This window comes from Burkholderia sp. Se-20378, assembly GCF_017104665.1.
GTDB classification, from domain to species: Bacteria; Pseudomonadota; Gammaproteobacteria; order Burkholderiales; family Burkholderiaceae; genus Burkholderia; species Burkholderia lata.
Map to the genome: position 1 here is coordinate 1 of NZ_JAAGPG010000011.1, position 11,984 is coordinate 11,984.

The window sequence follows — 11,984 nt, forward strand, 5'->3', positions numbered from 1 at the left end:
TTGCCTGATGACCATAGCGAGTCGGTCCCACCCCTTCCCATCCCGAACAGGACCGTGAAACGACTCTACGCCGATGATAGTGCGGATTCCCGTGTGAAAGTAGGTAATCGTCAGGCTCCCTAAGCCAGAAACCCCCGCCCGAAAGGCGGGGGTTTTTGCATTTGAGCGACGGAAATGCGCAGGGGATCGGGATGGGCGGCCTGGCTGGAGCTGGGGCGACGAATGAACCGATTTAGGGACCTGCCGCCCTCGAACGACCCGCCGCTCTGCGCCCCCTGATCAAACCGATCGAGCTGGCCCCACACGGGTGGCTGGCGCTGGCCGAAATCCACATTCAAACATCCATCCTCCGGCTGTTCACGACGACGGCCAGGTCGAGTAGCGACTCCATCGCATACCTGACTACCTCTCGACGTAGATTCGAGCGTCGCGGGCCGTGGTCCGGTGCAGCATTACCAATCCTTCGATTGCCGGCTATCTGGCGTCGTTCATCGGCGTATTGAGCTTATCCGCGGGCTAAGGCCATCATCGCAATTCCGTGCCTATCGAGCATGTTTCGCGGCCTCCGTCACCGCGTGAACCGTCGGCATGACCCGGGCAACGGGTCGCCTCAATCGGACGTTTTGGCGTGTTCTTGCCACGAGCACTGAACGACTGTTACCCATCGAGCGAGTGAAGACGGATTGCGCCCAGGATGACATCGTGTAGTCATCCTGAACTTTTGATCTCTTAATTCGTCGCATCTTCGCTCAAGTTGACCCACACAAAAAACGGGCATGCGTAACCAGTCGGATCGAAAGAATCGGTGTGCAGCGCGAACTGCATGTCCGCGAGCTCATCGACCGGATGGCATCAGAAATCCGCGCTGTTCCTTTTGACGAGCACGGGCTGCCCGTCGCGCAACATATAGATTTCTTCGATGAGCGAATAGGCCGTGCCGCCAAAGCAGTCTCGCCCTTCGCCCATTAACGCGAAGTGTGTGCCGCCAGCGTCGACGCCGGTCGATCGCACCGTGCATGCGGTACTCGGATCCCGGAGTGCGGAGCCATCGCCCGGCGAAAACCGGCGCGTCGTGTTCCGGCCTTGATCTCGCGTTAGCACGACCAACGCAGGGCAGCGAGCAGTAGGTGCTGAAGACTGGATGTCGCACGCCAGCTTTCCCGCGTCGTCGGATGGATGCGAAGCGGAAAACGCGCCGGCGTCGAATCCAACGCAGGTATTGACGTTCAGCTGCACGAGGCGAGTATCGAACGGGCACGCGGGATGTCGCGTGTATGCCGAGGATTCGCTGCGATAGGCCGACCAGATACTGACGTTCATCGGCTTGCACGATGGCGAGATGCAGTGGGCGGCACATTGCCGGATGTTCGCCGAGATCGCTTCGACAAGCCTGCGGGGCAGGCCCGGGCGGGGACGCATATCGTCGCCGAGTAATGGCTGCAATGGGTCGATGCACGCCGGGCCGCCGGACTCACGTTCTGGCGCATTGTCGCCGGCGCCGACGAGGTACATGGACGCATCGTTGAGCAGCCACGCATAGGCGATCGCATCTTGGCTCAACGGGGGCGTCCCGGCGGAACCGCCGTGTTGCGAATCGAGACACCCGGCATCGAGCGCGGGTTCCAGCCGGTCATATGCGGCGAGCATTGAGGCTGCCGCCGGGCGTCCTGGAGCGTGGCTGTCAGCGAGCGCCAGCTGGCGGATCCTGGTGATCGTGCTCGAGCGACACCAGTCGTCCGACGGACCCGCGGCATGCGCGGTCAAAGCCATGAAGGTCATCACAACGGCAAGCAGGCGCATAGGGGTCCGAACCGGAGGCGGGCAGTTGACCCGCGATGGTATCGCGCCTGTCGCTGAAGCCGGCAAAGGTCGATGCCGCGCCCATGACTTCCCGTCTGCAGCCGGCCGGCGGGCCCGAGGCAGTTGCCGGAAAACACCCGAAAGCCTTGTCACGTACATCGCCTGCAGGTCGAATTTGACAACCCGTGAGATCCGAAGCGGCATCCCTCAAAATATCGGGGATTGATCAACGAATCCGCCCGGCACGAAATTTGCGGAAATTTTTCGTTTACCCGCTTGGCAGAGTGCGAAAGAGGTCGTATGATGGCGGTCTTTCGTTTTCAGCGTAGATGCAGATCGACGTTGAGGGCGGAGTCTGACGAAGATGTGGCACTGATCGGTGGTACCCATGCTTGCCTTAGCCGGGCAAGGGCGGGAGGTTGGTGGTCAAGCAGGTGTCGGGAAGAGAGTGAAAATAATCTTCCGGATGTGCTTGACAGATGTGCGATGCACCCCCATAATCGTCAGTTCTCTACGGAGGGGTGCCCGAGTGGCTAAAGGGGGCAGACTGTAAATCTGTTGGCTTACGCCTACGTTGGTTCGAATCCAACCTCCTCCACCAAGATTATCAGCGCAGTGAGCGGTAAGGAATCGTTTGTGGCCCGTGCGGGTGTAGCTCAATGGTAGAGCAGAAGCCTTCCAAGCTTACGACGAGGGTTCGATTCCCTTCACCCGCTCCAGACCGCGAAGTTGAAGCGTAAAGCGCCCATGTGGCTCAGTGGTAGAGCACTCCCTTGGTAAGGGAGAGGTCGGCAGTTCGATCCTGCCCATGGGCACCAGCAGTACAAAGTCAGTGTCTTGTTTGCGCGCGGCGCAACCTGTGAAATTCCTTTTGGGAGTCGAAAATGGCCAAGGGTAAATTCGAGCGGACCAAGCCGCACGTGAACGTTGGTACGATTGGTCACGTTGACCACGGCAAGACGACGCTGACGGCAGCGATCACGACGGTTCTGACGAAGAAGTTCGGCGGCGAAGCGAAGGCATACGACCAGATCGACGCGGCACCGGAAGAAAAGGCGCGCGGCATCACGATCAACACGGCACACGTCGAGTACGAAACGGCTAACCGCCACTACGCACACGTCGACTGCCCGGGCCACGCTGACTATGTGAAGAACATGATCACGGGCGCAGCGCAGATGGACGGCGCGATCCTGGTTTGCTCGGCAGCTGACGGCCCGATGCCGCAGACGCGTGAGCACATCCTGCTGGCACGTCAGGTTGGCGTTCCGTACATCATCGTGTTCCTGAACAAGTGCGACATGGTGGACGACGCTGAACTGCTCGAGCTGGTCGAGATGGAAGTTCGCGAACTCCTGTCGAAGTACGACTTCCCGGGCGACGACACGCCGATCGTGAAGGGTTCGGCAAAGCTGGCGCTGGAAGGCGACACGGGCGAGCTGGGCGAAGTGGCGATCATGAGCCTGGCCGACGCGCTGGACACGTACATCCCGACGCCGGAGCGTGCAGTTGACGGCGCGTTCCTGATGCCGGTTGAAGACGTGTTCTCGATCTCGGGTCGTGGTACGGTTGTGACGGGTCGCGTTGAGCGCGGCATCGTGAAGGTCGGCGAAGAAATCGAAATCGTCGGTATCAAGCCGACGGTGAAGACGACCTGCACGGGCGTTGAAATGTTCCGCAAGCTGCTGGACCAAGGTCAAGCAGGCGACAACGTTGGTATCCTGCTGCGCGGCACGAAGCGTGAAGACGTGGAGCGTGGCCAGGTTCTGGCGAAGCCGGGTTCGATCACGCCGCACACGCACTTCACGGCTGAAGTGTACGTGCTGAGCAAGGACGAAGGCGGCCGTCACACGCCGTTCTTCAACAACTACCGTCCGCAGTTCTACTTCCGTACGACGGACGTGACGGGCTCGATCGAGCTGCCGAAGGACAAGGAAATGGTGATGCCGGGCGACAACGTGTCGATCACGGTGAAGCTGATCGCTCCGATCGCGATGGAAGAAGGTCTGCGCTTCGCAATCCGCGAAGGCGGCCGTACGGTCGGCGCCGGCGTCGTCGCCAAGATCATCGAGTAAGCCAGTTATTCGTTGATCGACAGTTTTGGGGCTGGCAACAGCCGGCCCCAGCATGGTTTAGGGGTATAGCTCAACTGGCAGAGCGTCGGTCTCCAAAACCGAAGGTTGGGGGTTCGATTCCCTCTGCCCCTGCCAAAAAATAGCCACGTGTCCTACGTGGCATTTGTTTTAAGGTGTTATGGCGAATCCATCCGTCGAAACTGTAAATACCTCCGGCGATAAGCTGATGCTGGCCCTGGGCGTATTGTTGGTCTTGGCCGGATTCGTGGGCTTCTTCTGGCTGGCCAATCAGCAGTGGTATGTCCGCGGTGCCGCGTTGGCGGTAGGTATCATCGCCGGCGTGGCCGTCGGGCTGATGTCCGCACCTGGCAAGAGCCTCATCGCCTTTGCCAAGGATTCGTACAAGGAAGTCCGCAAGGTCGTTTGGCCCACCCGCAAGGAAGCAACGCAAACCACACTCGTCGTGTTCGGTTTCGTGCTCGTGATGGCGATTTTCCTCTGGTTGAGTGACAAATCGATCGAATGGGTGATTTTCTCGGCGATTCTGGGTTGGAAATGATATGAGCGATACTCCGGCATCCCCGAGCGGAAAGCGTTGGTACGTCGTGCACGCCTACTCCGGTATGGAGAAGAGCGTGCAACGTGCGCTTCAGGAGCGCATTGAACGTGCTGGCATGCAGGACAAATTCGGTCAGATCCTGGTCCCGACCGAAGAAGTGGTCGAAGTCAAAGGCGGCCACAAGGCAGTAACCGAGCGTCGTTTCTTCCCCGGCTACGTGCTGGTTGAGATGGAAATGACGGACGAAACGTGGCACCTCGTGAAGAACACCGCGAAGGTCACCGGTTTCGTCGGCGGTGCACGCAACCGCCCGACCCCGATTTCCCCGAAGGAAGTCGAGAAGATCATGTCGCAGATGCAGGAAGGCGTTGAGAAGCCGCGCCCGAAGACCCTGTTCGAAGTCGGCGAGATGGTGCGTGTCAAGGAAGGCCCGTTCACGGACTTCAATGGCACCGTCGAAGAAGTCAACTACGAAAAATCGCGCGTGCGTGTGTCGGTCACCATCTTTGGCCGATCCACCCCGGTCGAACTCGAGTTCGGCCAGGTCGAAAAAGTTTGATCCCGATTCGGTGGGCAGCCTCGGCTGCCCACCTTCGCGCTTACGGCCCGCGTCATGGCCGTTGAGGAGCGTCAGTAGCCCGTGGCGAAAGCGCGTTATTACTCACCGAACGCCTTCTCTGGCGTTCCAATGAGGTTCACAAATGGCAAAGAAGATTATCGGCTTTATCAAGCTGCAGATCCCTGCAGGTAAAGCCAACCCGTCGCCGCCGGTCGGTCCGGCACTGGGCCAGCGCGGCCTGAACATCATGGAGTTCTGCAAGGCGTTCAACGCGCAGACTCAAGGCATGGAGCCGGGTCTGCCGGTGCCGGTGGTCATCACGGCATTCGCTGACAAGAGCTTCACGTTCGTGATGAAGACGCCGCCGGCGACCGTCCTGATCAAGAAGGCGGCGAAGGTGGACAAGGGCTCGAGCAAGCCGCACACCGACAAGGTCGGTTCGATCACGCGCGCTCAAGCTGAAGAAATCGCTAAGACCAAGATGCCGGACCTTACGGCAGCTGATCTGGACGCAGCCGTTCGCACCATCGCTGGTAGCGCACGCTCGATGGGCATCACTGTGGAGGGCGTGTAAATGGCTAAGATCTCCAAGCGCCGTCAGGCATTTGCTGCCAAGGTTGATCGTCAGAAGCTGTACGCGATCGAAGACGCACTGAGCCTCGTGAAGGAATGCGCGAGCGCGAAGTTCGACGAGTCGATCGACGTCGCAGTCCAGCTCGGCATCGATGCGAAGAAGTCGGACCAGGTCGTTCGTGGTTCGGTCGTTCTGCCGGCAGGTACGGGCAAGTCGGTTCGCGTTGCAGTGTTCGCGCAAGGCGAGAAGGCTGAGCAAGCGCGTGCAGCAGGCGCGGAAATCGTCGGTATGGAAGACCTGGCAGAGCAGATCAAGGCTGGCCAGATGGACTTCGACATCGTGATCGCTTCGCCGGACACGATGCGTATCGTCGGTACGCTCGGTCAGATCCTCGGCCCGCGCGGCCTGATGCCGAACCCGAAGGTCGGTACGGTCACGCCGGACGTCGCAACCGCCGTCAAGAACGCGAAGGCTGGTCAGGTGCAATTCCGTGTCGACAAGGCCGGTATCATCCACGCGACCATCGGCCGTGCATCGTTCGAACCGACCGCACTGCGTTCGAACCTGTCGGCGCTGATCGAAGCGCTGCAGAAGGCAAAGCCGGCAACGAGCAAGGGCATCTACCTGCGCAAGATCGCACTGTCGAGCACGATGGGCGTCGGCGTGCGTGTTGACCAGGCTACGCTGGCAGCGCAGTAAGCAAGTATTCGGGCTGCTTCGTTCGCGAAGCGGCCTACATGGGCTTTGGGCGGTTGTTCGTGCAGCAAGGCGGGCAACCGGTTATCAAAGACCGTTGGTGGGGCGCAGCAGTCGGGCGAACCCTTAATTCAAGCCAACGCAGATGGCGAACCCGAAAAAGTTTTGCAGTGGTGAAGCCGCAGGCCGTGAAGCGATTCCCGGCATGAGGTGGAAATACTCCTAACGAGGTCGGACGCCGTTGTTGAACGAGGTACGTGAGGTTTCGTGCCGAACGTATCGTTTCTGGAGGCTAACCGTGCCGCTTAATAGAGAAGACAAGCAAGCCGTCGTCGCTGAGGTTTCCGCGCAAGTCGCGAAGGCCCAGACCGTTGTGCTGGCTGAGTATCGTGGAATTGCGGTTGGCGATCTGACCAAGCTGCGCGCGCAAGCGCGTGAGCAAAAGGTTTACCTGCGCGTGTTGAAGAACACGCTGGCGCGTCGCGCTGTCGAAGGTACGCCGTTTGCTCCGCTGGCAGAGCAGATGACTGGCCCGTTGATCTACGGCATCTCGGAAGATGCAATTGCTGCTGCTAAGGTCGTCAACGACTTCAGCAAGAGCAATGACAAGTTGGTCATCAAGGCTGGTTCGTTCGATGGCAAGGTGATGGACAAGGCTGGCGTGCAAGCGCTGGCAAGCATCCCGAGCCGCGAAGAACTGCTCTCGAAGCTGCTGTTCGTTATGCAATCGCCTGTTTCGAGCTTCGCGCGCGCTCTTGCCGCGCTGGCCGAGAAGAAGCAAGCGGAAGCTGCGTAATCGAACGTGCATCAGCGTCATTGATCGCTGGCTGTATCCGAATTCAATTTAGGAGTATTTCAAATGGCAATCGCAAAAGAAGACATCCTGGCAGCAGTCGAAGGGATGACCGTTCTGGAACTGAACGAACTGGTCAAGGCATTCGAAGAGAAGTTTGGCGTGTCGGCAGCTGCAGTTGCAGTCGCTGGCCCGGCAGGCGGCGGCGCTGCTGCTGCTGCTGAAGAGCAGACCGAATTCACGGTCATGCTGCTCGAAGCAGGCGGCAACAAGGTTGCAGTCATCAAGGCAGTTCGCGAACTGACGGGCCTGGGCCTGAAGGAAGCGAAGGACCTGGTTGACGGCGCACCGAAGCCGGTCAAGGAAGCAGTGCCGAAGGCTGCTGCTGACGAAGCCAAGAAGAAGCTGGAAGACGCAGGCGCGAAGGCCGAAATCAAGTAAGTTTCGACGCGCTGTGCGAAGGCTGGCGGTATTTTCACCGCCGGCCTTTTTGTGCTTTGTGGGGTCGTTATTCTGGCACTCATTCGGGAGCCCGAATAATCGGCCCCAGAAGCCAAAGAAAACCGTCTGATCGTTGCGATTGATCACGAATGGCGGTTCTCTTTGTCTTCTGAAGCGACTGCAGAAGGCAAGTTTGGTCGGGTAGCGGGCAACACAGGCATCCGCTGCCGTCAGCCAGCGGTTGGTAGCGGCCAACCACCAAGCTTCTCGGCTCGTTCAAGCCGTCGGACGGCCATCGGGTCTCAGTCGGTGAACACTCGGGTTTGAAACGTCCAGGTATTCCGCCTCGATAGCACCCGCCGTGATTCGGAGATCGTATGCAATATTCCTTCACCGAGAAGAAGCGCATTCGCAAGAGTTTCGCGAAGCGCCCCATCGTTCACCAAGTTCCTTTCTTGCTGGCTACCCAGCTTGAATCATTCAGCACGTTTCTGCAAGCCGATGTGCTCGCGGCGCAACGCAAGCCTGAAGGTTTGCAGGCCGCGTTCACATCGGTATTTCCCATTGTTTCGCACAACGGCTTCGCGCGCCTCGAGTTCGTGAGCTACGCGCTGTCCGCGCCGGCATTCAACATCAAGGAATGCCAGCAGCGCGGCCTGACGTACTGCTCCGCACTGCGCGCGAAGGTCCGCCTTGTCATCCTCGACAAGGAATCGCCGAACAAGCCGGTCGTCAAGGAAGTGAAAGAGCAGGAAGTGTACATGGGCGAAATGCCGCTCATGACGCCGACGGGCTCGTTCGTCATCAACGGCACCGAGCGTGTCATCGTCTCGCAGCTGCATCGTTCGCCGGGCGTGTTCTTCGAGCACGACAAGGGCAAGACGCACAGCTCGGGCAAGCTGCTGTTCTCGGCACGGATCATTCCGTACCGCGGCTCGTGGCTCGACTTCGAATTCGATCCGAAGGACATCCTGTACTTCCGCGTCGACCGTCGCCGCAAGATGCCGGTCACGATCCTGCTGAAGGCCATCGGCCTGACGCCGGAACAGATCCTCGCGAACTTCTTCGTGTTCGACAACTTCACGCTGATGGACGAAGGCGCACAACTCGAGTTCGTGCCCGAGCGCCTGCGTGGTGAAGTCGCGCGTTTCGACATCACGGATCGTGATGGCAAGGTCATCGTCCAGAAGGACAAGCGGATCAACGCGAAGCACATTCGCGACCTCGAAGCCGCGAAGACCAAGTTCATCTCGGTGCCGGAAGACTATCTGCTCGGCCGCGTGCTGGCGAAGAACGTCGTCGACGGCGACACCGGCGAAGTGATCGCGAGCGCGAACGACGAAGTCACGGAAAGCGTACTCGAGAAGCTGCGCGAAGCGGGCATCAAGGACATCCAGACGCTCTACACGAACGACCTGGACCAGGGCCCGTACATTTCGTCGACGCTGCGTGTCGACGAAACGACCGACAGGACTGCCGCGCGCATCGCGATCTACCGCATGATGCGTCCGGGCGAGCCGCCGACCGAAGAAGCGGTCGAGGCTCTGTTCAACCGTCTGTTCTACAGCGAAGAAGCGTACGACCTGTCGAAGGTCGGCCGTATGAAGTTCAACCGCCGCGTCAGCCGTGACGAGATCACCGGCCCGATGACGCTGCAGGACGACGACATCCTCGCGACGATCAAGATCCTGGTCGAGCTGCGTAACGGCAAGGGCGAAGTGGACGACATCGACCACCTCGGCAACCGTCGTGTGCGTTGCGTCGGCGAACTGGCGGAAAACCAGTTCCGCGCAGGTCTCGTGCGTGTCGAGCGCGCGGTCAAGGAACGCCTCGGCCAGGCCGAAAGCGAAAACCTGATGCCGCACGACCTGATCAACTCGAAGCCGATTTCGTCGGCGATTCGCGAGTTCTTCGGTTCGTCGCAGCTGTCGCAGTTCATGGACCAGACCAACCCGCTGTCGGAAATCACGCACAAGCGCCGTGTTTCCGCACTGGGCCCGGGCGGTCTGACGCGCGAGCGCGCAGGCTTTGAAGTTCGCGACGTGCACCCGACCCACTATGGCCGCGTGTGCCCGATCGAAACGCCGGAAGGTCCGAACATCGGCCTGATCAACTCGCTCGCACTGTATGCGCACCTGAACGAGTATGGCTTCCTCGAGACGCCGTACCGCAAGGTCGTGGACAGCAAGGTGACCGACCAGATCGATTACCTGTCGGCGATCGAAGAAGGCCGCTACATGATCGCTCAGGCGAACGCCGCGATCGACGAGAACGGTCAGCTGATCGACGAACTCGTGTCGTCGCGTGAAGCCGGCGAAACGATGATGGTCACGCCGGACCGTATCCAGTACATGGACGTCGCACCGTCGCAGATCGTGTCGGTCGCAGCTTCGCTGATTCCGTTCCTCGAGCACGATGACGCGAACCGTGCACTGATGGGTTCGAACATGCAGCGTCAGGCCGTGCCGTGTCTGCGTCCGGAAAAGCCGGTCGTCGGTACGGGCATCGAGCGTACCTGCGCGGTCGACTCGGGTACGACGGTTCAGGCGTTCCGCGGCGGCGTCGTCGACTATGTCGACGCAGGCCGTATTGTGATTCGCGTGAACGACGACGAAGCAGTCGCAGGTGAAGTCGGTGTCGACATCTACAACCTGATCAAGTACACGCGTTCGAACCAGAACACGAACATCAACCAGCGTCCGATCGTGAAGATGGGCGACAAGGTCTCGCGCGGCGACGTGCTGGCCGACGGCGCCTCGACGGACCTGGGCGAGCTCGCGCTCGGCCAGAACATGCTGATCGCGTTCATGCCGTGGAACGGCTACAACTTCGAGGATTCGATCCTGATCTCGGAGAAGGTCGTTGCGGACGATCGCTACACGTCGATCCACATCGAAGAGCTGAACGTCGTTGCACGCGACACGAAGCTCGGGCCGGAAGAAATCACGCGCGACATCTCGAACCTGGCGGAAGTCCAGCTCGGCCGTCTCGACGAATCGGGCATCGTGTACATCGGTGCTGAAGTCGAAGCAGGCGACGTGCTGGTCGGCAAGGTCACGCCGAAGGGCGAGACCCAGCTGACGCCGGAAGAGAAGCTGCTGCGCGCGATCTTCGGCGAGAAGGCTTCGGACGTGAAGGACACGTCGCTGCGCGTGCCGTCGGGCATGAGCGGCACCGTGATCGACGTCCAGGTGTTCACGCGTGAAGGCATCCAGCGCGACAAGCGTGCGCAACAGATCATCGACGATGAACTGAAGCGTTACCGTCTCGACCTGAACGACCAGCTGCGCATCGTGGAAGGCGACGCGTTCCAGCGTCTCGCACGCATGCTCGTGGGCAAGGTCGCAAACGGCGGTCCGAAGAAGCTCGCGAAGGGCACGAAGATCGACCAGGCTTACCTGGAAGACCTCGACCACTACCACTGGTTCGACATCCGCCTTGCGGACGACGAAGCAGCGGCGCAGCTCGAAGCGATCAAGAACTCGATCGAAGAAAAGCGTCACCAGTTCGACCTCGCGTTCGAAGAGAAGCGCAAGAAGCTCACGCAAGGCGACGAACTGCCGCCGGGCGTGCTGAAGATGGTCAAGGTGTACCTCGCGGTCAAGCGTCGCCTGCAGCCTGGCGACAAGATGGCAGGCCGTCACGGTAACAAGGGTGTCGTGTCGAAGATCGTCCCGATCGAAGACATGCCGTACATGGCCGATGGCCGTCCGGCAGACGTCGTGCTGAACCCGCTGGGCGTTCCGTCGCGGATGAACGTGGGTCAGGTTCTGGAAGTGCACCTCGGCTGGGCCGCGAAGGGTCTCGGCTGGCGTATCGGCGAAATGCTGCAGCGTCAGGCGAAGATCGAGGAAATGCGCGTGTTCCTGACGAAGATCTACAACGACTCGGGCCGCCAGGAAGACCTGGAAAGCTTCACCGACGAAGAGATCCTCGAACTCGCGAAGAACCTGCGCGAAGGCGTGCCGTTCGCAACGCCGGTGTTCGACGGTGCGACCGAGGAAGAAATGGGCAAGATGCTCGACCTCGCGTTCCCGGACGACATCGCTGAACAGCTCGGCATGAACCCGTCGAAGAACCAGGTCCGTCTGTACGACGGCCGCACGGGTGAAATGTTCGAACGTCGCGTGACGCTTGGCTACATGCACTACCTGAAGCTGCACCACTTGGTCGACGACAAGATGCACGCGCGTTCGACCGGCCCGTACTCGCTCGTCACGCAGCAGCCGCTGGGTGGTAAGGCGCAGTTCGGTGGCCAGCGTTTCGGTGAAATGGAAGTGTGGGCACTCGAAGCGTACGGCGCGTCCTACGTGCTGCAGGAAATGCTGACGGTGAAGTCGGACGACGTGAACGGCCGTACCAAGGTTTATGAAAACCTGGTCAAGGGCGATCACGTGATCGATGCAGGCATGCCGGAATCCTTCAACGTGCTCGTGAAGGAAATCCGCTCGCTCGGTATCGATATCGATCTCGACCGCAATTAATCG

At 60.0% G+C, this 11,984-nt stretch carries 9 protein-coding genes, 4 tRNA genes and 1 rRNA gene; 13 read left to right on the forward strand and 1 reads right to left on the reverse strand.

Annotated elements, in window-relative coordinates; translation table 11 throughout:
• Positions 1-3 precede the first annotated feature (3 nt).
• Positions 4-116: ribosomal RNA gene (gene rrf / locus G3N93_RS03195) — 5S ribosomal RNA — on the forward strand.
• A 736-nt stretch (positions 117-852) separates the two neighbouring features.
• On the opposite strand, the gene G3N93_RS03200 is transcribed toward rrf, so the two are convergent.
• On the reverse strand, positions 853-1,800 hold the full coding sequence (locus G3N93_RS03200; protein ID WP_206132268.1) for a hypothetical protein: 948 nt from the start codon (positions 1,798-1,800) through the stop codon (positions 853-855).
• A gap of 515 nt (positions 1,801-2,315) precedes the next feature.
• Here G3N93_RS03200 and G3N93_RS03205 point away from each other — a divergent pair.
• From G3N93_RS03205 to rpoB, 12 genes are all read left to right on the forward strand, one after another.
• Positions 2,316-2,401 (forward strand) — tRNA-Tyr (locus G3N93_RS03205).
• A 44-nt stretch (positions 2,402-2,445) separates the two neighbouring features.
• Positions 2,446-2,519 (forward strand) — tRNA-Gly (locus G3N93_RS03210).
• A gap of 24 nt (positions 2,520-2,543) precedes the next feature.
• A tRNA-Thr gene (locus G3N93_RS03215) sits at positions 2,544-2,618 on the forward strand.
• A 66-nt stretch (positions 2,619-2,684) separates the two neighbouring features.
• Complete coding sequence (tuf, locus tag G3N93_RS03220; RefSeq protein WP_011350666.1) at positions 2,685-3,875, forward strand: elongation factor Tu; 1,191 nt, start codon at positions 2,685-2,687, stop codon at positions 3,873-3,875.
• Between the two features lie 59 nt (positions 3,876-3,934).
• A tRNA-Trp gene (locus G3N93_RS03225) sits at positions 3,935-4,010 on the forward strand.
• A gap of 43 nt (positions 4,011-4,053) precedes the next feature.
• Positions 4,054-4,434 carry a preprotein translocase subunit SecE gene (secE, locus tag G3N93_RS03230; RefSeq protein WP_006482892.1) on the forward strand — a complete coding sequence of 127 codons (381 nt, stop codon included), beginning with the start codon at positions 4,054-4,056 and terminating at the stop codon, positions 4,432-4,434.
• 1 nt (position 4,435) lies between these two features.
• On the forward strand, positions 4,436-4,993 hold the full coding sequence (gene nusG / locus G3N93_RS03235) for a transcription termination/antitermination protein NusG (protein ID WP_006400672.1): 558 nt from the start codon (positions 4,436-4,438) through the stop codon (positions 4,991-4,993).
• A 142-nt stretch (positions 4,994-5,135) separates the two neighbouring features.
• Positions 5,136-5,567: a 50S ribosomal protein L11 gene (gene rplK, locus G3N93_RS03240; protein ID WP_006477201.1), complete on the forward strand. Its 432-nt coding sequence runs from the start codon at positions 5,136-5,138 to the stop codon at positions 5,565-5,567.
• A complete protein-coding gene (gene rplA, locus G3N93_RS03245; protein WP_174939873.1) occupies positions 5,568-6,266 on the forward strand; it encodes a 50S ribosomal protein L1 in 699 nt (232 codons plus the stop codon).
• A gap of 295 nt (positions 6,267-6,561) precedes the next feature.
• Entirely contained in the window at positions 6,562-7,059 is a 498-nt protein-coding gene (rplJ, locus tag G3N93_RS03250) for a 50S ribosomal protein L10 (RefSeq protein ID WP_174939871.1), read from the forward strand.
• 63 nt (positions 7,060-7,122) lie between these two features.
• The gene (gene rplL, locus G3N93_RS03255) at positions 7,123-7,497 is read left to right on the forward strand and encodes a 50S ribosomal protein L7/L12 (RefSeq protein ID WP_011350669.1); all 375 of its coding nucleotides are present in this window, start codon (positions 7,123-7,125) and stop codon (positions 7,495-7,497) included.
• A 377-nt stretch (positions 7,498-7,874) separates the two neighbouring features.
• A complete protein-coding gene (gene rpoB, locus G3N93_RS03260; RefSeq protein ID WP_011350670.1) occupies positions 7,875-11,981 on the forward strand; it encodes a DNA-directed RNA polymerase subunit beta in 4,107 nt (1,368 codons plus the stop codon).
• Positions 11,982-11,984: the final 3 nt, after the last annotated feature.